We start from the raw sequence: 21,694 nt of genomic DNA on the forward strand, positions 1-21,694 counted from the left end.
TCAGGCTAATGAGGCTCTCTTATGCGGACGAAAGCGTCTGCATCGGGCCTTTGGTGGAACAAACGCTTGATCGTCAGGTGGCTAAGTTAACCCAGCATTAACAAAAAAGCCCTGCACAATGGAAGTTGCACAGGGCTTTGAAATCAGTCTTGAAAGCTTAGCTCAATACCGATTGGGCTCCATTTCCAGATCCACATGGAAACGCTCTGCAATGTCTTTCTGGATGCGTTGCGCCAGGTCGAGCAATTGCAGGCCCGTCGCCGCCCCGTAGTTGACCAGCACCAGCGCCTGCAACTTGTGCACGCCGGCGTCGGCCTCGCGGAAGCCTTTCCAGCCTGCCCGCTCGATCAGCCAGCCGGCGGCCAGTTTCATCTGCCCGTCCGGTTGCGCGTAGGCCACCACATCCGGGTATTCACCCTTGAGTTGTACGACCAGCGCGGCCGACACCAACGGGTTCTTGAAGAAGCTGCCGGCATTGCCGAGGACGGCCGGATCCGGGAGTTTTTCGTTGCGGATGCTGCAGATCGCCAAGCTGACGTCGGTGGCGGTCGGCTGATCGATGCCCTGCTCGGTCAGGCGTTGACGCACCGGGCCGTATTCCAGATGCAGGTGCGCGGCACGGTCCAGCGTGAACCGCACCCGCAGGATCAACCAGCGTCCCGGCTCCTGCTTGAACAGGCTGTCGCGGTAGGCGAAGTTGCACTCGGCCAACGTGAAATCGCGAAGTTCACCGGTCTGGCGATCCAGGGCGGTGAGGCCGGCAAACACGTCCTTGATTTCCACGCCATAGGCGCCGATGTTCTGCATCGGTGCCGCGCCGACGGTGCCGGGGATCAGGCTGAGGTTTTCCAGCCCCGACAAACCCTGCGCCAGCGTGTGTTGCACGAACGGATGCCAGGGCTCGCCGGCCTCAGCTTCGATGACAACCTTGCTGCCGTCGTCGCTCAGAATCCGAATCCCGCGGGTGGCCATGCGCAATACCAGCGACTGGATATCGGCGGTCAGCAGCAGGTTGCTGCCACCGCCGATTACCAGCAGCGGCACGTCATGCGCCGCCGCATAGGCCAGGGCCTCGCGCACGTCGGCATCGCTGTGGGCCTCGGCAAACAAACGGGCCTGAACATCTACGCCAAAGCTGTTGTAAGGCTTTAGCGAAACCCCGGAATGAACCTGCAAGCTCATAACCGGCCCTTCAGTTCGATCAGCAGCAAATCGCTGGCGCGCTCGATCAGGTCCAGTACGTGCTCGAAACCCTGTTCACCGTCGTTGTACGGATCCGGCACTTCATCGACGTCCGACTGGTAGCGACGCAGGAACAGGTCCAGTTCGGCCTTGACCTTGCCCTTGGTCGGTTGCAGCGCCATGAGGTCACTCAGGTTGCTGTTGTCCATCGCCAGGATCAGGTCGTAGGTGGAAAAATCGGCGCGGGTCACCTGCTGGGCGCGCTGCATCGACAGGTCGTAACCGCGCAGCCTGGCCGCGGCCTGGCTGCGCTGGTCCGGCGCCCTGCCGACGTGCCAGTCACCGGTACCGGCGGAGGCCACTTCGACCTGATCGGCCAGCCCCGCTTCCCGCAGTTTGTGTCGCAACACGCCTTCGGCCGTGGGTGAACGGCAGATGTTGCCCAGGCATACGAACAGAACCCGCATCAGGCCTCCAGCAGGCGACGAACGCGCTCTAGATCTTCAACGGTGTCGACACCGGTGGGTGGAGCGATCAGCGCATCGGCGACGTGAATCCGCACGCCGTGCCACAGGGCACGCAGTTGCTCCAGGGATTCGGTGTTTTCCAGCCAGCACGGGCCCCAGCTGACGAAGTCATGCAGGAAACCGGCGCGGTAGGCATAGATGCCGATATGGCGGCGGTACGGCACGCCTTCCGGCAGCACATCACGATTTTTTGCGAACGCGTCCCGGGCCCATGGCAAGGTCGCGCGACTGAACGTCAGCGCCAGGCCATTGAGGTCGCTGACGACCTTGACCACGTTGGGATTGAACAGGGTTTCGACGTCTTCGATCGGCTCGGCCAGGGTGGCCATGCGCGCTTCGGTGTGGGCGGCGAGGTTGGCGGCGACCTGATCGATCACGCTCGGCGGGATCAATGGCTCGTCACCTTGCACGTTGACCACGATCGCGTCAGGCGCCAGGCCCAGTTTTGCGGCGACTTCAGCCAAACGGTCAGTGCCGGAATTGTGGTCTTCGCGAGTCAGCACCACTTCGGCGCCAAAGCCCTTGCACGCCTCGACAATGCGCGCATCGTCGGTGGCAACCACCACGCGCTCAGCGCTGCTTTTGCTCGCCTGTTCCCAGACGTGCTGGATCATCGGCTTGCCGGCGATCAGCAGCAGCGGTTTGCCCGGCAAACGGGTGGAGGCGTAACGCGAGGGAATGACAACGGTAAAGGCTGTGGTCATTTATCCAGGCGCTCGTCAGAGGTCAGGGTGCGGGCTTCGGTTTCGAGCATCACCGGGATGCCGTCGCGAATCGGGTACGCCAGGCCGGCGCCCTTGCTGATCAGCTCGGTTTTGTCGGCGCTGAGCTTGAGCGGGCCTTTGCAGACCGGGCAAGCGAGGATGTCGAGCAATTTGGTGTCCATGAGCATTCCCTGGATAAAAACGGTTTAAGGCAAAAGACGAGCCGGCAACAGGCGCATCAGCTGCGTATCGAACCAGGCCACGAAGGCCGGCGATGGCGCAGCATCGACCGCCAGGTACCACCAATCGGCGGCGGCGAAGGCACGGCACTTCACCGCGTCCTTTTCGGTCATCACCAATGGCAATGACGGGGTGAAATTCAAGGCCTGCACGCTGTACTCGGCGTGGTCGGCAAAGGCATGAGGGACAGGCTGCCAGTGTAGCGTTTCGAGGGTCGTGAAGAAACGCTGCGGATTGCCGATCCCGGCCACCGCGTGCAGCGCCTGGCCTGCGGGAAAGTGATCGAGGGGACGTCGCTCGCCGCTGTGCAGGTTGACCAGCTCGGTCGGTTGTAGCTGGAAGGCGAAACCGTCCGCGCGATCGGAGGCGGCACCGTTGTACAACACGGCGTCGACGCTGTGCAGGCGCTCGGCCGGTTCGCGCAACGGTCCGGCGGGCAGGCAACGCTTGTTGCCCAGGCCACGGGCGGCGTCGATCAATACCAGCTCAAGGTCTCGCGCCAGACGGTAATGCTGCATGCCGTCATCGGACAGAATGAGGTCCAGCGGTTCGCTCGCCAGCAGCGCTTTGACCGCTCGGCTGCGGTCCGGATCGATCATCAGCGGCACACCGGTGCGCTGGACGATCAGCAGCGGTTCGTCCCCCGCCACCTCGGCGCTGTGCTCGGCCTCGACGCGCCACGGCAGTTGCGGCGGCTTGGCGCCATAACCGCGGCTGACCACGCCGACCCGCAAACCGCTGCGCTGGCAATGCTGGATCATCCACAGAATCAGGGGCGTCTTGCCGGTGCCACCTACGGTGATGTTGCCAACGACGATCAGCGGCACCGGTGGCTGATAGATCTCGCCCTCGCCCGCCAGAAAACGCTTTCTCTTGTTCGTGACCACGCGCCGATACAGCCACTCCAGTGGCTGCAACAGTTTCAGGGCCGGATGACCTTGATACCACGCGGCGAGCAAGCGATCGGACATGGCCATCAGGGCGCGGGCGGCGCCGCCTCGACGGTGGTCATGCGCAGGTGGCTGAAGCCGAGTTTGCCGGCGGCGTCCATGGCGGTGATGACCGACTGATGCTGGGCCTTGCCGTCAGCGCTGATGGACAACGGCAGGTTGGTGTCGCCACTGGACTCTTTCTGTAGCGCATCCATCAAGGTCGCGAGGTCGTTCTTCTGCAGGATCTGATTATTCACCGAGAACACGCCTTCGGCACTGATGGCGACGTCCAGGTGCTTGACCTGCTGATCTTCGGCAGGCGAACCGCTGACCGCTTGCGGCAGTTCGACGCGCAGCTGGGTTTCACGGGTGAAGGTGGTGGTCACGACGAAAAACAGCAGCAGGATAAACACCACGTCGATCAGCGACGCGAGGTTGATGTCCACATTCTCCCGTTGCTTGCGGCGGAATTTCACGCTTTTTTGCCCTCGGACAGGTCCACGTCACGGTCACCCTGCACCACCTCGACCAGCTTGATCGCTTCCTGTTCCATGCCCACCACCAGCTCATCGATCCGGCGTTGCAGGAAACGGTGGAAGAACACCGACGGGATACCGACCATCAGGCCCGCAGCCGTGGTGATCAGGGCCTTGGAAATACCACCGGCCAGCACGGAGGCGTTGGTGGTCATGCCGGTGCCCATGAACGCGCTGAAAATATCGATCATGCCCAGCACCGTGCCCAGCAAGCCCAGCAGTGGCGCCATGGCGGCGATGGTGCCCAGCGCATTGATGTAGCGTTCGAGCTCGTGAATCACCCGCGCGGCAGCTTCTTCGATGCACTCTTTCATGATCTCGCGACCATGTTTGGAGTTGGCCAGGCCCGCGGCCAGGATTTCGCCCAACGGTGAGTTGGCGCGCAATTCCTTGAGTTTGTCTTTATTGAGTTGCTTGTCCTTGATCCATACCCAGACTTGCCCGAGCAAGTGCTCCGGGGTCACACGGCTGGCACGCAGGGTCCACAGGCGCTCGGCGACAATCGCCATGGCCGCGATGGAACTCAGAATGATCGGCAGCATCATCCAGCCGCCGGATTTGACCAATTCCCACACAGTGACAGTCCCCTCGAAAAAGTGCGCCACTCTAACATAGGGGGTGGGCGCACCGAAGACCGTGATGTCGCATCCGGTCGGGCTTTAATAGCGTGCGGTTATGGCGCGGTACGCCAGAAACGCCGCTCCTGACGCATCGTCCAGGGCGGTTTGAAGCGCCCGAGATGCAGACGAATGGCGCCCTGCCCGGCGCTGTCGTAAATCGCCATCCCGCGTTTTTGATAGCGGGCCATGACCGTGGGATGCGGATGGCCGAAGGAATTGCCGTTGCCGCGCGAGATCAGCACCGCTTTGGGTTGCAGCGCGACCAGCAGTGCCATCGACGACGAACTGCGACTGCCGTGATGTGGCGCCTGCAGCCAGTCGGTGGGCACGGCCAACGGACTGTCGAGCAGCACGCGCTCGGTGGTTGTGTCGATATCGCCGGTCAGTAGCAAGCGCTCGCCATTGGCTTCGATTTGCAGAACGCAGGATTTCTGATTGCTGTCCGAGGCGGAGGGCCATTGCCAGAGCTGAAACCGGACGTCATCCCAGGTCCATTGCTCGCCACTTTCGCAAGCGGCGGCGTGCAATTTGGCGGGCAGCGCCAAGGGATCACCGCTGAGGACCCGCGTCACCGGCAGCCCGTTGGCGACGGCCCGCGCACCGCCGGCGTGATCGGCGTCGGCATGGCTGATCAGCATCAGGTCGAGTTCGTCCACGCCCAGTTTGCGCAACGTTGGCAGCACCACTCGTTCACCGAGATCGAAGTCGCCGAAGCGCGGGCCGGTGTCATATAGCAGTGTGTGATGACGGGTGCGTACCAGTATTGCCAGCCCTTGGCCGACATCCAGCTGCCAGACTTCGGCGATGCCCTCCGGTAACAGAGATCGGGGTGGAAAAATCAGCAGCAACATCAACGGCCATCCCAGTGGGCGCAACGGTACGCCGCGTGGCATCAACAGCAGAATCGCACCGAGCGTGCCCAGCGCCCAGATCCACACTGGAATCGCCACCGGCACCCACGCGGGTAATTGACCGGCCATCAATCCCAGCCCCTTGAACAGCCAGTCGATCAGCCCTCCCGCCAGCCACAGCAGACCTTCGCCCACATAAGGCAGCGGCAGCAACAACGTTCCCAGCAGGGCCGGTGGCAGCACCAGCAGGCTTATCCACGGCACGGCGAACAGATTGGCGACAGGCCCGCTGACACTGATTGGCAATCCCAGCACCAACAACAAAGGGCCCAGACCGATCGCGATCAGCCACTGAGCGCGGGTCCAGGTTTGCCACCATCGCCAGGGGCCGAGGCGACCGCCGAAGGTGAAGATCAACACCGCCACGGCGGCGAAGGACAACCAGAAACCTGGCTGCAGACTTGCCAGCGGGTCCAGCAACAACACCGCGTCCAGCGCCAGCAGCAAGGGCCACCAGGCACCGAGATGGCGAAATCGCAGGCGCCATAACAGCACCAGGCCGATCATCACGCAGGCTCGTCGCACCGGCACTTCGAATCCCGCCAGCAGTGCGTAACCGAGGGCCGCGGCGAACGCCAGTCCGCACGCCCAGGGCAGCCACGACAAGCGGTTCGGCCACATGCCGTAGCGAGCCAGCCCGGCGATCAGCAGATACACCACACCCGCCAGCAAACCGACATGCTGCCCGGAGATCACCATCAGGTGCACGGTGCCGGTGTCTTGCAACACCTGCCAGTCCTCGCGACTGAGCCCGGCGCCATCGCCCAGTACCAGCGCGGTCAACGCAGCGGTTCGCCCTTGGGCGTCCACGGCTTGCAAGCGTTGGCGGATGCCGTCACGCCAGGCCCATCTGGCTTCTTCCAGCCGATTGCCATCCTTGACGGTGCCGGTTGCGCCGATGCCTTGCGCCAGCAGCCAGGCGTCGTAATCGAAGGCATGCGGATTGAGCAGCCCGGCAGGTCGCTTCAGTTTCACCGCCAGACGCCAGCGTTCGCCACTGTTGACCGGTGGTCCGTCGTACCAGGCCAGGCGCATCAATGAGGGCACTTTTGCCTGACGCGAGCGTGCATCCGCCAGTTCGAAGCGCACTACCCCGTCATTGTTCTGAGGCAATCCGGTCACGCGACCTTCGACCCAGCGGGTTTCGCCATCCAGATCTGGTGACAGACGCTCATCCAGCGCCCACTGCGCATTCGCGCCCGCCCAGCTGAAACCGAACAGGAAGAACGCCAATGGATAAGTCCTGAATGGCAGCAGCATCAAACCTGTTGCCGGCAACAGCAGCCACAACCAGACCGGCGGTAATGCCGGTAAAAAACGCAGGGCCAGCAGACCCAACGCCAGCGCCATCATCCCTGTGCGCATAAGCCCGTCCTTGAGAGTCCCCTCCCTAGGCATAGCCGGCCCACGGCACGTGCATCGTTATTAATTGTCACAAAGTCTGAATGGGCGACTCATAGAATCCAGACATACTTGCCGCCTTAACCGACCGAGAAGCCCTATGCCCCGGCGCTTATTCAAACGTTACATGCCAGACCCGATCAGCATCAGGGAACACAAATCCTTACGCTTTCTCGGCTCTCTGCTGCATGACCCGAACCTCTGGCACCTTAACCGTCACTCGGTCGCGCGGGCCATGGCGGTGGGTTTGTTCGCGGCGTTCCTGCCGATTCCCTTGCAGATGCTGGTGGCGGCGGTCCTGGCCATTGCCGTGCGCGGCAATATGCCGATTGCGGTCAGCCTGGTCTGGCTGACCAACCCGATCACCATGCCTGCGGTGTTCTTTTGTACCTACCAGACCGGGGCGTGGCTGATGGATGTGCCGGCCCGTCATCTGCCGGACGAGTTGACCTGGGAATGGATCAGCGGCGAGCTCTCGACCTTGTGGCAGCCGTTTTTGCTGGGGTCTGTGGTGGTGGGGTTGGTGCTGGGGGCGCTCGCGTATTGCCTGGTGATGATGTACTGGCGGTGGTGGGTGAGTCGGCAGTGGGCGCGGCGGAAGAAGAAGCGGATGCGGTGAGTGCGGGGTTAGGGTGCAGATCCGTTTCTGCGGTAACGGCGGCTATTGGTTTCGCCCTTACGGCGAGTTACTTGCAAAAGCGGCAAGTAACCAAGCGCTTTTGCCCCTTTCGTTCGGTGGCTCGCTAAGGCTCGCCATGCCCTCGCTCCGGTCCTGCTCCGTGGGCCCGCCGCCATCGGCCATCCATAGCCGGGGGCGGCTACCGCGGCATCCTTGCCACGGTGCCCACTGCGCAGAACCTCCACTCGGCCTCTCGAGGGGGCGTGCACCGCAAGATCAAAAGCCAAGGCGAGCTAACGCTCGGCCTGATCAGTGGTGAAGATCAAAAGCGTACGCCGATCCCCTGTAGGAGCCAGCTTGCTGGCGAAAAACGCACAGACACCGCGTTCATCCAGACAACCCGGGTCATCGTTGACGTCCATCGCCAGCAAGCTGGCTCCTACAGTTTTGACCATGTGAACCCAATCATTTTGACCGTGTGAACCCAATCCCCTTGTAGGAGCCGGCTTGCTGCGGGCGGCGTTCCGACGATGGCGTCCGTTCAGCCAATAAATATGTCGGATGACCCACCGCTATCGCCAGCAAGCCGGCTCCTACAGGGGATGGTGTGTATATCCGGAATGGGTGCCGCAGCCGAGAAGAACAACGCGGTCGAACAAAGAGCCAGGTCGGCTACTAGGCCGCCTCGGCGGCTGTGGCGGTGGTCGCCCCCTCGAGAGGCCGAGTGGAGGTTCTGCGTAGTGGGCAACCCGGCATGGATGCCGGGTTAGCCGCGCACGGCCATGGATGGCCGATCGCGGCGGGCCCACGGAGCAGGACCGGAAGGAGGACATGCCGAGCCTTGGCGAGGCACCGAACGAAAGGGGCAAAAGCGCTTGGTTACTTGCCGCTTTTGCAAGTGACTCGCCGTAAGGGCGAAACCAATATCAGCCACTACCGAAGCAACGGATATATACCCTTAAGTCCGCATCCCCCGCCCGCTAACCAACAACCGCGCACACCCGATATACAGAACAACCGTCGCCACCAGCATGAACGTAATCGCCACACTGATCCTGATGTCCGAAACCCCAAGAATCCCATAGCGAAACGCATTGACCATATGCAACACCGGGTTGGCCAACGACACCGTCTGCCAAAACGGCGGCAACAACGAGATCGAGTAAAACACCCCGCCCAGGTACGTCAGCGGTGTCAGCACAAAGGTCGGGATAATCGAAATGTCATCAAAGTTGCGCGCAAACACCGCATTGATGAAGCCCAGCAGCGAGAAGATCGTCGCCGTCAGCACCACCACCAGAATGGTCACGCCCAGGTGATGCACCTGCAATTGAGTGAAGAACAGCGACAGCAGCGTCACGATCAGCCCGACCATCAACCCGCGCAGCACGCCGCCCAAGGTGTAGCCGATCAGAATCGTGTGTGGCGACACCGGCGACACCATCAACTCTTCGATGGAGCGCTGGAACTTGCTGCCGAAGAAACTCGACACCACGTTGCCGTAGGAGTTGGTGATCACCGACATCATGATCAGCCCCGGCACGATGTATTCCATGTAGGTGAAACCACCCATGTCACCAATCTGCCGGCCGATCAGGTTACCGAAGATCACGAAGTACAGAACCATCGTGATCGCCGGCGGCAGCAGCGTCTGCGGCCAGATCCGGGTGAAGCGCCTGACTTCGCGGTAAACGATGGTATTGAGCGCGACGAGGTTGGGTTGCAGCTCGGAACTCATACCGCCACCTTCGACAGATTTTTCTCCACCAGGGACACGAACAACTCCTCGAGGCGATTGGTTTTGTTACGCAGGCTCAGCACTTCGATGTTTTGCTGTGCCAATTGGGTGAACAGCGCGGTGATGCCCATGGACTTGTCGACCTGGACTTCAAGCGTGTGGCCGTCGACCAACCGGCTCGGGTACCCGAGCAATTGCGGCGCGACGCTCAGTGTGTTCTTCGTGTCGAGCAGGAAGGTTTCCACATGCAGCTGGCCGAGCAGCTGTTTCATGCTGGTGTTCTCGACGATGACGCCGTGATCGATGATGCCGATGTTGCGGCACAGCTGCTCAGCCTCTTCCAGATAATGCGTGGTGAGGATGATGGTGATGCCTTTCTGGTTCAGCTCGGTGAGGAAAGTCCACATCGAACGACGCAGCTCGATATCCACCCCCGCCGTCGGTTCGTCGAGGATCAGCAGGCGCGGTTCGTGAACCAGAGCGCGGGCGATCATCAATCGACGCTTCATGCCGCCGGACAGCGAACGCGACGGCACATCGCGCTTGTCCCACAGGCCCAACTGGGTCAGGTACTGCTCAGCGCGTTCCTTGGCGACTTTCGGCGGGATGCCGTAGTAACCGGCCTGGGTCACGACGATGTCGAAGGTTTTTTCGAACTGGTTGAAGTTGAATTCCTGCGGCACCACGCCGATGGAGCGCTTGAGCTGCGCAGGATTCTTGTCCAGGTCGTTGCCAAAGATATTCACCGTGCCGCTGGTCTTGTTCACCAGGGTCGAGAGAATGCCGATGGTCGTGGATTTGCCGGCGCCGTTCGGGCCGAGCAACGCGAAAAAGTCACCTTCGGCGACGTCCAGATCGATACCACTCAGGGCCTGGAAACCGTTGCCGTAGGTTTTGGTTAGCTGCCGGATGGACAGAGCGGAACTCATATCGGATTTACGCACCAAGAAGGGAAGAAAGGGCTCAATAAGCGCGGGCGGCGAACAATGCAACCGCGGCGCATGAGCGCAATGGTGCTTGTCGCCGCCACACAAGTACAGTCAAGTGTGTCGATAGTGAGTATTAAGTCAACGCGGTCATGACGGCTTTTTTGTACGCCGGGCGCTGTTTCAGGCGCGCATACCAGGCTTCAAGATGAGGCCGCGGCGCGCGCTCGATCGGCATCTCGAACCAGGCATAAATGAAACTGCCAAGGGGGATGTCGCCCATGCCGATTTCATCACCCGACAGGTACGGTTTGCCGGCAAGCGCCTGATCGGCCATCGCCAGCAAAGCGTCGCATTCCTTGATCGCGGCGTTGATTGCCGGCCAGTCCTGCTGATCGGCCGGCGTGCGCAGGACACCCCAGAATACGGTGCGGAACGGGCCGGCAAAACTTGAAGTGGTCCAGTCCATCCACTTGTCGGCCGTCGCGCGGGTTTGCAGATTTTCCGGGTACCAGGCCGTGCCGTTCGCGTGCAGGGCCATCAGGTAGCGGACGATGGCGTTGGATTCCCACAGCACGAAACCGCCGTCCTCGATGACCGGCACGCGGCCGTTGGGGTTCATCGCGCGGTACTCCGGCGTGTCGACAACACCAAAGGCACCGCCGGCATCGATGGCCTCATAGGCCAGGCCCAGTTCCTCGGCAGCCCACAAAGGCTTTCTGACATTCGACGAATTTTTCCGACCCCAGATCTTCAGCATGACCGCCTCTTAATGGATGAATGCGCAGGCAGCATACGCCGGATCAGGCGCGACTCAAATCGCCCTGCATGTCACCCAGCATCGACGGCAACTGATCGCTGAACAGGTGCGGGTAGCACTTTTCCAGGTGCTCGAAAAAGAACGTTTCCGGCACGTCGGTAAACTGGCCGTGGTCGATCAGGTACTCCATCAACTGCTCGCCGTCGCGATTGAACGGGTGGAAAACGCTGTCATTGATGCCGTCGAATTCCAGCGGCGCCACGTTGAACAGTTCGCACAGTTGCTGATTGAACGCCGGCGTGGCTTTGACCCAGCGGCCGTTCAGGTACAGCTCTGTATAACCATGCATGGCGAACACGTCGCTCTTGAGCAATTCCAGCAGCCGCGGGGTGGACAAATGATTGCGCACATCCGCCAGGCCGATCCGCGCAGGAATCCCGCAATGCCGGGCCGCACCCGCGAGCAACGTGGCTTTGGGCACGCAGTAACTTTCTCCGGCGGCCAGCGCAAAACTGCCGCGCAAGGTGTCTGGGTCGCGGCTGAACGTGTAGGGGTTGTAACGCACGGCTTCGCGCACCGCGTAATAGAGATTGATCGCCTGCTCCAGCGGATCGCGACTGCTGCCACGATGTTTTTCGGCGAACTCCACCACCGACGGGTGGTCACTATCGATGAAGCGGCCGGGACTCAGATACTCGTGCATGAGAACAATCTCCTGGGGAAGCCACGAGTCTAGCGACAGGTTCAGCACAGAGATAACGACGTTTCGGCCAAACATGGACGCTTTGCCGCCCGCCCACGAACGATTCGCCCAGCCCGGTGCCAACCGGTCCTACAAAACTCATCAAAGGTTTCCCACGAATTCAATCCCCTCGCTCTGACCACCCTGTTTTGCGGATGCCGTCTAAGCTCTGAAGGTTGTTTTTGCCCTTGTTTCACGGAGGATTAAATATGCTGCTGTTGTGGATACTGGTTCTGGTTGTCGGGATTGCGTATTTAGCCCACCGCCGTATCGCCCCGCTGCCCGCCCTGTGCATCGTTGCCGTGTATGTGGTGTTGATGGGTGCCTTCAGCCACGCGCCAGGCTGGCTGTTGCTGGTGCTGTGGGTGCTGATCGCAGCGGTCGCGGCCCCTTTGCTGCTGCCTGACCTGCGCCGCAAGTATTTCAGTGCGCCGCTGTTCAACTGGTTCCAGAAAACCCTGCCGCCGATGTCGGAAACCGAACGCGATGCCATCGACGCCGGCACGGTGTGGTGGGACGGCGAACTGTTCAGCGGCCGCCCGGACTGGGACAAACTGCTGTCCTACCCGAAAGCTCAATTGACCGAAGAGGAACAGGCCTTCATCGATGGCCCGACCGATGAGCTGTGTGCCATGGTCACCGACTGGCAGATCGGCCAGGACATGGACCTGCCCGCCGAAGCCTGGACCCACATCAAGGAAAACGGCTTCTTCGCCCTGATCATTCCGAAGGAGTTTGGCGGCAAGGGCTTTTCCGCCTACGCGCACTCCCAGGTGGCGATGAAACTGGCGACCCGCAGTGGCGATCTCGCGTCCACCGTGATGGTCCCCAATTCCCTCGGCCCGGCCGAGTTGCTGCTGCATTACGGCACCGATGAACAACGCAACCATTACCTGCCACGACTGGCCCGCGGCGATGACATTCCTTGCTTCGCCCTGACCGGACCACTGGCTGGCTCCGATGCCGGCTCGATGCCCGACACCGGGGTGATCTGCAAAGGTGAATGGGAAGGCAAGGAAACCCTCGGCCTGCGCCTGAACTGGGAAAAGCGCTACATCACTCTCGGACCGGTAGCCACCCTCCTCGGCCTGGCGTTCAAGGCCTATGATCCCGACCACTTGCTGGGCGATGAAGTGGACCTGGGCATCAGCCTCGCACTGGTCCCGACCGACACCCCCGGCGTCGAAATCGGCCGTCGTCACCTGCCGCTGGGCGCTGCGTTCATGAACGGTCCGAACTCCGGCAAGGACGTGTTCATTCCGCTGGACTTCCTCATTGGCGGGCAGGACATGCTCGGCAAAGGCTGGATGATGCTGATGAACTGCCTGTCGGTCGGGCGCTCGATCTCCTTGCCGGCAGTGGGCACCGGCGCGGCGAAGTTCACCAGCCTGGTGACCGGCCAATACGCGCAGATTCGTGAGCAGTTCAACGTGCCGCTTTCCGCGTTCGAAGGTATTCAGGAAGCCATGGCGCGCATCGGTGGCAACGCCTGGATGATGGACGCAGCACGGATGCTCACCGCCAACGCGGTAGATCTGGGCGAGAAACCCTCGGTGCTGTCGGCAATTCTCAAGTACCACCTCACCGAACGCGGCCGCGAATGCATCAGTCACGCCATGGATGTGCACGGGGGCAAGGCAATCATCATGGGGCCGAACAATTATCTCGGTCGCAGCTGGAATGGCGCACCGATCTTCATCACCGTCGAGGGCGCGAACATTCTTTCGCGTAACCTGATGATCTTCGGCCAGGGCGCGATCCGCTGCCATCCATTCGTCCTGAAGGAAATGGCCCTCGCCGGTCGTGAGGACAAGGAGCAGGCCCTCAAGGAGTTCGATGGCCTGCTGCTCAAGCACATTGGTTTTGCCGTGAGCAACGCCGCCAGTACGCTGGTGCTGAACTTCGGTTTCGGGCACTTCGAACGGGCGCCGGGCGACAAGCTCAGCCAGGGTTATTTCCGCGCACTCAACCGCCAGGCGGCCGCATTTGCCATGCTCGCCGACTTGAGCATGATGTTGCTCGGCGGTGAACTGAAACGTCGTGAACGCCTGTCGGCGCGTCTCGGTGATGTGCTCAGCAACCTGTACCTCGCCTCCGCCGCACTCAAGCGTTATCACGACCTTGATTCACCGGAGCACATGGCACCGCTGTTCAACTGGGCCATGGAGGAAAGCCTCGGTCAGTCGGAGCGGGCACTGGATGAATTGCTGACCAACTTCCCGAATAAGGGGTTGGGTTGCCTGTTGCGGGGGATCGTGTTCCCGTTCGGGCGTCGCCACAAAGGGCCGTCGGACAAACTTGGTGCTGAAGTCGCGGCGGTGATTGGCCGGGCCAAAGGCGATCCAACCCTCGAAGAATTGCTCGGTGGTTGCTTCCGTCCCCAGTCGGCCGACGACGCAGTCGGTGCCCTGCAACACGCTTGCGACTTGTTGAACGCAGTGCAGCCAGTGCAGAAAAAACTGCACGTGGCGCTCAAAAGCGGTCAGGTCAAACCGGTTGCCGGGGAAAACGTCATCGATGCCGCACTCGAGGCTGGCGTGTTGCAGCCAGTGGAGGCGCACAACCTGCGGGATGCCGAAGTGGCACGGCGCAAGGTGATCGACGTCGATGATTTCGATAAAGAGGAGCTGGCGCTGGCGGCCGGAAAGGTCCGTTGATCCCGCTTCCGATGTAAAAAAGGGCGCGGGAGCTTTATACTCTCGCGCCCGTTTTGCTCTTGAGGACTTATCTCGTGTCCAACATCGTTGCCGATCATCTCGTTTTGCTCGACCACTTGCGCAGTATCCTGGTCGCCGTAGGTGAGGCCGATCAGGTTCCCGAAGAAAGCCATGCCTTGTTCCTGGAGCGCTTCGACGAACTGCGTGCATTGCTGCCGGTCGACCCGATCGAAAGCCAGTACCTGGGCCAGGACATCCTGTGCCAGGTGATCACCCGTTACCCGCAAATTGCCCACCTGGTCCCGCGCGACCTGCTGTGGTATTTCGCCGGTGACTGCCTGCATTACATGCCTGATGATGAAATCGATTTGTATCAGGCACTGGAAGAACGTCGCTTCGAAGCGGAACAGAACGACGAACCGTTCGACTGGAATCAGGAAAAGCAATTGCTGGCGATGTCGAACGACGACAGCAAGCACTGATCCCCAATCAGAAATGCAAAAGGCCCGCATGGTTAAACAGGCGGGCCTTTTTTGTGTCATGTGTAGGGGCGAGCTTGCTCGCGATGGACGTTAACGAAGACGCGGGATATTTGATTGAACGCTGCGCGGCCCGTCAGAACAATCCATCACTCTCGGGCAACTCATATTCCGCCGCGCCTCTCCCTGGCTTCCCCGGCTTGCTCAGCGTCGGCTCCTTCTCCAGACACTCCACCAGATAATCGATCAGCACCCGCATCTTCGGCGGCATGTAACGCGTCGGCGAATGCAGCAACCACGCCCCGCCGTGGTACGACGCCAGGAACGTCCAGTCCGGCAGCACCTGCACGATCAACCCTTGCTCCAGTGCATGACGCGCTGTGAAGTACGGCAAACTGCCAATCCCGATATGTTGCAACACCGCCCCCAGCCGCACGCCGGTGTGATTGGCGGCATATCGCCCGCGCACACCGACGGTGACAGCCTTGGTGCCCTTCTTGAATTTCCAGCGCGCATCACTGGGCGTTTCGCCCAGGTAGATGCAACTGTGGTTGAGCAAGTCATGGGGATGAGTCGGCGTCCCGCGCTCCGCCAGGTACTGCGGCGTTGCGCAGAGCAAATGGTCGATGGTCAACAATTGCCGCCCCACCAGCCCGGCCGGTGGATGGTCGGTAATTCGAATGGCCAGGTCGACGTTGTCATCGATCAGATCAACCTGACGATCCTCGAGCAGCAATTCCACATCGACTTTGGGGTAGCGCCGCAGGAATTCCGGCATGTGCGGGTGAATCACGAATCGCCCGACCGCCTTGGGCACACTGACGCGCACCAGCCCTTCCGCTTCATCGGTGAACTGACCACTGATCTCCATCACCGACTTGGCGGCACTGACCATTTCCTGACAGCGCTTGAATACCTCTTCGCCCCCGTCGCTCAGCCGCAACTTGCGCGTGGTGCGCTGCAGTAATCGCATGGCAAGCGCCTTCTCCAGGCGCGAAATGCTGCGACTGACCGCCGACGGCGACGAGCCCAACTGGCGCGCGGCTTCAGAGAAGCTTCCGGTCTCGACGACTTTGACGAAAATCGCCATTTCGCCCAATAGGGGTAGCGGGAGATTTATGCTCACAGCGCAACAGTCCTTTGATGTTTGAACGGATTATCACGCAATTCCGCCCTTCATATAATAAAAAACAGAATCTTTAATGAGGGCATGGAATATGACGCTTCGCCTCTTTTTCCATAGTGATGACCTCAAGGCCAACGTGGAAGTACTGGAATGCACGCCTCACGAGAACGAGTTCGCCGTGGAGCTGCGCGCAACACTGTTTCACCCCCAGGGTGGTGGACAGCCCTTCGATACCGGCTGGATTGGCGACAGCCAGGTGTTGCGCGTGGTGCAGGATCCGGACCGGATCATTCATTTCGTCGATCGCCCGGTCCAGCTCGGCATGACGGCGATTCGCGTCGATGAGCCACGTCGCCTGTTCAATACGCGGATGCATTCTGCCGGGCATCTGATCGGCCATTTCGTCCAGGCCCTGGGCTGGATGCCGATCAAGGCTCATCACTGGCCGGGCGAAGGCCGCGTGCAGTTCAAACCGTCGGACTCCGCGCAGGAGGCGGATGCCGCCACTATTCAGCATGGCATCGAACAATGGATCGCCCATGACCTGCCGCGCCTGACCTCGTTGCGCGAGGGTGCCCGGGAAATCGGTTTCGGCGAGCTGCCCGCCTACGGCTGCGGCGGTACCCATGTACGCAGCCTGAAGGATTTGAGCACGGTCACCATCGTTTCCGTTTCGCAAAAGAAAGGAACGCTGTCAGTTCATTACAGCGTGGATTGAGCACGTCGGCGATGCCGAACCCGGCATCGCATGACGCCGGGGAAGCCTGCATTCGCGGGTTTCGTTGACTATCCGTTAGATGGACCTGAACCCATGATGCTTGACGTCGAGCGTCTCGATGAGACGTGCATAAAAAAACTGGCCAACGAAGAAGTCCTCGCCATCCGCCTCAAAGGCTTCCTGCCGCCGTCGCTGGCCATTCAGATTGGCGACAAGATTCTTGCCCCCGGCTTCGAAGGCTATATCAATGCGCCGAGCATCGGTCGCATCGGCATGGCGTTTTATGAAGCGGAAAACCAGCCCCTGCTGATCGAAGACTACTTCGAACGTGCCACGCGCAACATCGCGGAATTGCGCAACCGCTGCGCGCCCTACTCGTCCCCGGTCGACACCTTGCGTTGCATACTCGACGAGTCCTGGCCGGCGGGGGCGCACCTGGAAAATCTCTACGGTCGCAAAATGTATGTCGGACTGTCCCGGGTCGTGAAGCCCGGGGTGTGTTTCCTGGCGCACCACGACATTTTCGCCAAGGACGCCCCCGACAGCTATCAGGCCAGAAGCCTCGATGCGCAATTCGCCTGCAACGTGTACCTGAACATGCCCTCCGAGGGCGGTGCGCTGCAGATGTGGGACCACGACATTTCCCCGGACCGCTTCGACGAAATGCGCGGCGACAGCTACGGCATCGATCCGGCGTTGCTCGGCACGCCAGTCCTGGAGGTCTGCCCCGAGCCGGGGGATTTCATCATGTTCAATTCGCGCTGCATGCACGCGGTCACGCCAGGTGTGGCCGATCCACGTCTGAGCCTTTCATTCTTTGTCGGCTATCGCGGCAATGCTTCCCCCCTTACGTTCTGGAGTTGAGATGCAGTTTTCGAATTACCTGGGTGAGTTTCTGGCGCTGGCAACTATCCACTTTCTGGCCGTGGTCGCCCCTGGACCGGACTTCGCAGTCACCATCCGCCAGAGTGTGCGCTTCGGTCGTGGAGTGGGAATCTGTACGGCGCTCGGGATAGGCGCGGGCATTTCCGTGCATGTGCTTTACACGCTGCTCGGCGTTGGCGCGCTGATGCACACGACGCCCTGGCTGTTGACGGTGGCCAAGGTGGTGGGCGGTGCCTACATTCTTTACCTCGGAGTCAGCCTGTTGCGCAGCCAACCCAAATCGGTACTGGAGGGCGAGAAAGACACCGACGAACCCATGGTCGAGCAAACACTGCTGAAGGCGTTTACCACCGGGTTTCTGACGAACGCCACCAACCCCAAGGCGACGCTGTTTTTCCTCGCGATCTTCACCACCCTCATCAGCGCCACGACCCCCCTCGACATTAAGGCGCTTTACGGGGTCTGGATGTGTTTCGTGAACGCCTTGTGGTTTGTGATCGTCGCGCTGTTTTTCTCCAGCCCCCGGGTGCGCTCGTTGTTCATGCGCATGGGGCACTGGTTCGAGCGGACGATGGGCGTTGTCCTGATCCTGTTTGCCGGACGACTGATGCTGTCCTGGTAAAACGCAAGAGGCCCGCCGATTCACATCCGCGGGCCTCTTCATTTCAAATCGTGACTGACAGCCTGGTCCGACTGCTTTGAATAAATCGTCCGCCCATCAAGATCGTTGCCAGCGTCAGCGCCGTAATCAACCCCATCCAAATTCCCTGCGGTCCCCATTCCAGTCCAAACGCCAGCCCTGTCCCGAGTGGCACGCCGACGCCCCAATAACAAAAAATCGCCAGCCACATGGGTATTTTCGTGTCCTGCAAACCCCGCAAAGCACCTGCCGAAAGCATCTGCAGCCCGTCCGGAAACTGTAATGCCGCAGCGTACAGCAGCAACGTCGAAGCCAGCGCGGTGACCGCAATGTCCGAGCTGTAGAGATTGGCGATCGCTTCATTTCCCAGCAGCAGAGTTCCTACCGACAGGCTCTGCGCCGCCAGGACGATAACGCACCCAGCCTTGGCAGCCTGCCTGACACCCTTGAAGTCTCCGCGCCCGAGCGCATGACCGACTCGAACGGTCGTCGCCTCGGCCACCGCGACCGGGATCATGAAACACAACTGCGCGAGGTTGACCGCAATTTGATGCGCCGCGAGAAACGTCGAGCCCAGTCGAGCGATCAGCAGTGAAGTGACAATGAAGAGACTGCCCTGCATCAGGATGGCAATGCCGATAGGCATCCCGGTTCTGAGCAGATCGGCAATGCCGTCACGCCGAGGTGCATCGAATCGGACAAACAACTGCAAATGCGCCAGGCGAGCGCTTCGCCAAAGGTAGAGCGCAAAAAGTAACGCTTGCAGCCACATCATGATTGCCGACGCGATGCCCAATCCTTGTGCACCCATTTCGGGAAAGCCCAGCTTGCCGTTCGTCAGCACATAACCCAAGGGTGCCAACACCAACAGGCCACCGAAACTGAACAGCATGGTCGGACGCATCCAGTGCAGCCCTTCGCACAGGTAGCGCATGCAAAAAAACAGAGTCAACGCCGGACTGCCCCAGCGCACGGCATAAAGAAACGCCTGGGCTCCGGGAATCATTTCTTCGGCGATCCCCGCGGGCGCAAGCAGCACAGGCGCAAGACTCAGGAAGCCAAACATGAACAGCCCCATGAACAACGCCAGCCACAAGGCTTGCCGAAAAACAGGTGCGATTTCGTTAATTCGGTCTGCCCCTTGCAAACGTGCCACCGAAGCCGTCAGCGCGATCAATGTGCCGATCGGCACCAGCATTGGCAGCCACAGCAGCGCAGTCCCCAAGGTTACGGCGGCCAGAGTATCGGTGCCGTGATTACCAGCGATGAGGTTATCCACGAAGGCGATCAACCCGGCGCACACATGACCGACGACCAAGGGAAACGCCAACAACGCCGTGGCGCGAATTTCTGCGCGAGCACCAAGGGAGGCGGATTTCTGTGACATAAGGAAAAGTCCTGAGAGCCGACAAGCAAGTTTGGCCACATGGCCAACGTGCTTGTCGTTATCCCAGAATTCTCATATTCCCGATGTCAGACCGTTCCTGACTTCACGTTTTCGACGTAGGAAATTTGTAACAGGAAGGACCAACCAAAAAACGGACAAACAAAAACGCCGCTCAATGAGCGGCGTTTCTGTGAATTTGGAGCGGGAAACGAGACTCGAACTCGCGACCCCGACCTTGGCAAGGTCGTGCTCTACCAACTGAGCTATTCCCGCAAATGGCGTCCCCTAGGGGACTCGAACCCCTGTTACCGCCGTGAAAGGGCGGTGTCCTAGGCCACTAGACGAAGGGGACACGCTGCCCGGAACACATGGTGTGTGTTTCGGTGCCCAGATCCGCATCCGAAGACTTGGTTCTGGTTTCACTCAGCACTGCCCGAAAGCAACGCTGTTTAAAATTGGAGCGGGAAACGAGACTCGAACTCGCGACCCCGACCTTGGCAAGGTCGTGCTCTACCAACTGAGCTATTCCCGCATTGGCGTCCCCTAGGGGACTCGAACCCCTGTTACCGCCGTGAAAGGGCGGTGTCCTAGGCCACTAGACGAAGGGGACACACGTACAACATTCACTCCCTACCGCGTTTCGCTGTGTGCTTTACGCTGTAAGTGGCGCGCATTCTATGGATGGATTGAGGGGTCGTCAACCCCCAGATATAAATTTATTTAAATCAATGACTTCGCCCTGCTTTAGGCCACCAATCCAGCTTTTGTGCTGCACCGGGTTTGACGCCTATATTCTGACGCCCGCCAAGACGTTATAGTCCACCCACGTAACAGATGATGGCATTGTGCACCTTTTATTGCTCCTTATAGTAAGCAGCGTTGCGGCCGATATAAACGCAAGCAAATCCGATTCATCCCGTCGAGCGGCCCTATGCGCTCCAATGCCAAGCCACTACACTCGCACGCGAACCCCATAAAGAGGTCTTACCGGTGACACCACTCATGATCACCCTGCTAGTTGTAGCCGGGATCGCACTATTGATCGCCATTGGGTACATGAACCATGTGGTGGAAAACAACAAACTGGAAAAGGCCCGCACCAAGGTTGAACTCAACGATCGCCTGCGCCGTTGCGGCGAAATCACCGAGACCTTTCCTGGCCAGTTGATGACTCCAGCCCTCAAGCTGTTGTTGACTCGCCTGGAGCTGAATGTCTGCCAGCGCCTGCTGAACCTGGAGAAGTCCAGCGCCAACCTCAAGGTGCGCATCACTGAACTGGAAACCCTGGCTGCCCAAGGCGAATCGATCCCGGTCAACAATCCGCCAGCACCGATCCAGACTGAAGCCAAAGCCAAGGATGTGCGCTTTCTGCTCGAGGCCCTTCACGGCCAGATCACCCGTGCTGCGCAGGACGGCTTCCTGCCGACCACCGAAGCCAAACGCTGGATCCGCGAAGTTCGCCACATCCTGGTCCTGCTGCACATCGAATTCTTCAACAACCTCGGCCAGCACTCCCTGCAGCAGAACCAGCCTGGCCAGGCCCGGCTGGCATTCGAACGCGGTGTGCAGTACCTGCGCAAACAGCAGGAGCCACAGATCTACGCAGAACAACTCGAATACCTGGAAAAACTCCTGGCCCGTGCGAACGCGCAAGTCATGGACAACATTGCTTCGGTGGAAAGCGAAGAGAACCAGTTGAATGTAGGCCTCAAAGACGTCGAGGCGGATGCGGACTGGAAGAAGAAAGTGATTTACGACTGATCAGAACGCGCAGAAAAGAAGCCACCGCAGAGGTGGCTTTTTTTTGCGTGGTATCACGCCCTGTAGGAGCCGGCTTGCTGGCGATGGTGTGTCAGTTGACATCACCGTCGCTGACACTCCATCGCCAGCGAGCTGGCTCCTACAGCGGGATTGGGTACGTCCGGGGAGATGGGGCGGCTTTGAAGCCGCTATCGCCGGCAAGC

The 21,694-nt window shown here is 60.3% G+C and carries 22 protein-coding genes and 4 tRNA genes; 7 read left to right on the forward strand and 19 right to left on the reverse strand.

Annotation, left to right across the window (positions count from 1 at the left end):
* Positions 1 to 162: 162 nt before the first annotated feature.
* The 8 genes from murB to ACF6ZU_RS04815 all read right to left on the reverse strand — a co-directional run bounded on the left by murB (position 163) and on the right by ACF6ZU_RS04815 (position 7,017).
* Positions 163 to 1,182 (reverse strand): UDP-N-acetylmuramate dehydrogenase, encoded by a 1,020-nt coding sequence (murB, locus tag ACF6ZU_RS04780; RefSeq protein ID WP_392890753.1) that lies wholly within the window; start codon positions 1,180 to 1,182, stop codon positions 163 to 165.
* Entirely contained in the window at positions 1,179 to 1,649 is a 471-nt protein-coding gene (locus tag ACF6ZU_RS04785; RefSeq protein ID WP_392890754.1) for a low molecular weight protein-tyrosine-phosphatase, read from the reverse strand. The genes murB and ACF6ZU_RS04785 overlap by 4 nt, the downstream gene beginning before the upstream one ends.
* Complete coding sequence (gene kdsB / locus ACF6ZU_RS04790; RefSeq protein ID WP_392890755.1) at positions 1,649 to 2,413, reverse strand: 3-deoxy-manno-octulosonate cytidylyltransferase; 765 nt, start codon at positions 2,411 to 2,413, stop codon at positions 1,649 to 1,651. The genes ACF6ZU_RS04785 and kdsB overlap by 1 nt, the downstream gene beginning before the upstream one ends.
* Entirely contained in the window at positions 2,410 to 2,595 is a 186-nt protein-coding gene (locus tag ACF6ZU_RS04795) for a Trm112 family protein (RefSeq protein ID WP_392890756.1), read from the reverse strand. The genes kdsB and ACF6ZU_RS04795 overlap by 4 nt, the downstream gene beginning before the upstream one ends.
* Positions 2,596 to 2,619: 24 nt before the next feature.
* Complete coding sequence (gene lpxK, locus ACF6ZU_RS04800) at positions 2,620 to 3,630, reverse strand: tetraacyldisaccharide 4'-kinase (protein ID WP_392890757.1); 1,011 nt, start codon at positions 3,628 to 3,630, stop codon at positions 2,620 to 2,622.
* Complete coding sequence (locus tag ACF6ZU_RS04805; RefSeq protein ID WP_392890758.1) at positions 3,630 to 4,061, reverse strand: ExbD/TolR family protein; 432 nt, start codon at positions 4,059 to 4,061, stop codon at positions 3,630 to 3,632. The genes lpxK and ACF6ZU_RS04805 overlap by 1 nt, the downstream gene beginning before the upstream one ends.
* Positions 4,058 to 4,696 (reverse strand): MotA/TolQ/ExbB proton channel family protein, encoded by a 639-nt coding sequence (locus ACF6ZU_RS04810; protein ID WP_392890759.1) that lies wholly within the window; start codon positions 4,694 to 4,696, stop codon positions 4,058 to 4,060. The genes ACF6ZU_RS04805 and ACF6ZU_RS04810 overlap by 4 nt, the downstream gene beginning before the upstream one ends.
* 98 nt (positions 4,697 to 4,794) lie before the next feature.
* Entirely contained in the window at positions 4,795 to 7,017 is a 2,223-nt protein-coding gene (locus tag ACF6ZU_RS04815; protein ID WP_392890760.1) for a DNA internalization-related competence protein ComEC/Rec2, read from the reverse strand.
* A 136-nt stretch (positions 7,018 to 7,153) separates the two neighbouring features.
* Between ACF6ZU_RS04815 and ACF6ZU_RS04820 the strand changes: the two genes are divergently transcribed.
* Positions 7,154 to 7,672 (forward strand): DUF2062 domain-containing protein, encoded by a 519-nt coding sequence (locus ACF6ZU_RS04820; protein WP_392890761.1) that lies wholly within the window; start codon positions 7,154 to 7,156, stop codon positions 7,670 to 7,672.
* A 293-nt stretch (positions 7,673 to 7,965) separates the two neighbouring features.
* Here ACF6ZU_RS04820 and ACF6ZU_RS04825 read toward each other — a convergent pair whose 3' ends face one another.
* From ACF6ZU_RS04825 to ACF6ZU_RS04845, 5 genes are all read right to left on the reverse strand, one after another.
* Entirely contained in the window at positions 7,966 to 8,127 is a 162-nt protein-coding gene (locus ACF6ZU_RS04825; protein ID WP_392890762.1) for a hypothetical protein, read from the reverse strand.
* Positions 8,128 to 8,630: 503 nt separating this feature from the next.
* Complete coding sequence (locus ACF6ZU_RS04830) at positions 8,631 to 9,410, reverse strand: ABC transporter permease (protein ID WP_392890763.1); 780 nt, start codon at positions 9,408 to 9,410, stop codon at positions 8,631 to 8,633.
* Positions 9,407 to 10,339 (reverse strand): ABC transporter ATP-binding protein, encoded by a 933-nt coding sequence (locus tag ACF6ZU_RS04835; protein WP_392890764.1) that lies wholly within the window; start codon positions 10,337 to 10,339, stop codon positions 9,407 to 9,409. Before ACF6ZU_RS04835 ends, ACF6ZU_RS04830 begins: the two co-directional genes overlap by 4 nt.
* Before the next feature lie 133 nt (positions 10,340 to 10,472).
* Positions 10,473 to 11,096, reverse strand: a complete 624-nt coding sequence (locus ACF6ZU_RS04840; protein ID WP_392890765.1) for a glutathione S-transferase family protein — start codon at positions 11,094 to 11,096, stop codon at positions 10,473 to 10,475.
* 43 nt (positions 11,097 to 11,139) lie between these two features.
* Entirely contained in the window at positions 11,140 to 11,799 is a 660-nt protein-coding gene (locus ACF6ZU_RS04845) for a transglutaminase family protein (RefSeq protein WP_392890766.1), read from the reverse strand.
* A 248-nt stretch (positions 11,800 to 12,047) separates the two neighbouring features.
* On the opposite strand from ACF6ZU_RS04845, the gene ACF6ZU_RS04850 reads away from it, so the two are divergent.
* The gene (locus ACF6ZU_RS04850) at positions 12,048 to 14,495 is read left to right on the forward strand and encodes an acyl-CoA dehydrogenase (RefSeq protein WP_392890767.1); all 2,448 of its coding nucleotides are present in this window, start codon (positions 12,048 to 12,050) and stop codon (positions 14,493 to 14,495) included.
* A gap of 74 nt (positions 14,496 to 14,569) precedes the next feature.
* Complete coding sequence (locus tag ACF6ZU_RS04855) at positions 14,570 to 14,977, forward strand: PA2817 family protein (protein WP_008032949.1); 408 nt, start codon at positions 14,570 to 14,572, stop codon at positions 14,975 to 14,977.
* Between the two features lie 133 nt (positions 14,978 to 15,110).
* On the opposite strand, the gene ACF6ZU_RS04860 is transcribed toward ACF6ZU_RS04855, so the two are convergent.
* A complete protein-coding gene (locus tag ACF6ZU_RS04860) occupies positions 15,111 to 16,100 on the reverse strand; it encodes a LysR family transcriptional regulator (protein WP_392890768.1) in 990 nt (329 codons plus the stop codon).
* A gap of 91 nt (positions 16,101 to 16,191) precedes the next feature.
* Between ACF6ZU_RS04860 and ACF6ZU_RS04865 the strand changes: the two genes are divergently transcribed.
* From ACF6ZU_RS04865 to ACF6ZU_RS04875, 3 genes are all read left to right on the forward strand, one after another.
* Positions 16,192 to 16,818 carry an alanyl-tRNA editing protein gene (locus tag ACF6ZU_RS04865; RefSeq protein ID WP_392890769.1) on the forward strand — a complete coding sequence of 209 codons (627 nt, stop codon included), beginning with the start codon at positions 16,192 to 16,194 and terminating at the stop codon, positions 16,816 to 16,818.
* 93 nt (positions 16,819 to 16,911) lie between these two features.
* On the forward strand, positions 16,912 to 17,682 hold the full coding sequence (locus tag ACF6ZU_RS04870; protein WP_392890770.1) for a 2OG-Fe(II) oxygenase: 771 nt from the start codon (positions 16,912 to 16,914) through the stop codon (positions 17,680 to 17,682).
* Position 17,683: 1 nt separating this feature from the next.
* Positions 17,684 to 18,325: a LysE family translocator gene (locus tag ACF6ZU_RS04875; RefSeq protein WP_392890771.1), complete on the forward strand. Its 642-nt coding sequence runs from the start codon at positions 17,684 to 17,686 to the stop codon at positions 18,323 to 18,325.
* 43 nt (positions 18,326 to 18,368) lie between these two features.
* Here the strand turns inward: ACF6ZU_RS04875 and ACF6ZU_RS04880 are convergent, their stop codons facing one another.
* The 5 genes from ACF6ZU_RS04880 to ACF6ZU_RS04900 form a co-directional block, all read right to left on the reverse strand.
* On the reverse strand, positions 18,369 to 19,730 hold the full coding sequence (locus tag ACF6ZU_RS04880) for an MATE family efflux transporter (RefSeq protein ID WP_392890772.1): 1,362 nt from the start codon (positions 19,728 to 19,730) through the stop codon (positions 18,369 to 18,371).
* 197 nt (positions 19,731 to 19,927) lie between these two features.
* A tRNA-Gly gene (locus tag ACF6ZU_RS04885) sits at positions 19,928 to 20,003 on the reverse strand.
* A gap of 3 nt (positions 20,004 to 20,006) precedes the next feature.
* Positions 20,007 to 20,082 (reverse strand) — tRNA-Glu (locus tag ACF6ZU_RS04890).
* Between the two features lie 104 nt (positions 20,083 to 20,186).
* Positions 20,187 to 20,262: transfer RNA gene (locus tag ACF6ZU_RS04895), tRNA-Gly, on the reverse strand.
* Between the two features lie 2 nt (positions 20,263 to 20,264).
* A tRNA-Glu gene (locus ACF6ZU_RS04900) sits at positions 20,265 to 20,340 on the reverse strand.
* Positions 20,341 to 20,732: 392 nt separating this feature from the next.
* On the opposite strand from ACF6ZU_RS04900, the gene ACF6ZU_RS04905 reads away from it, so the two are divergent.
* The gene (locus ACF6ZU_RS04905; protein ID WP_392890773.1) at positions 20,733 to 21,491 is read left to right on the forward strand and encodes a hypothetical protein; all 759 of its coding nucleotides are present in this window, start codon (positions 20,733 to 20,735) and stop codon (positions 21,489 to 21,491) included.
* The last annotated feature ends 203 nt before the right edge of the window (positions 21,492 to 21,694 follow it).

It is taken from the genome of Pseudomonas migulae, from assembly GCF_043225285.1.
GTDB lineage: Bacteria > Pseudomonadota > Gammaproteobacteria > Pseudomonadales > Pseudomonadaceae > Aquipseudomonas > Aquipseudomonas migulae_C.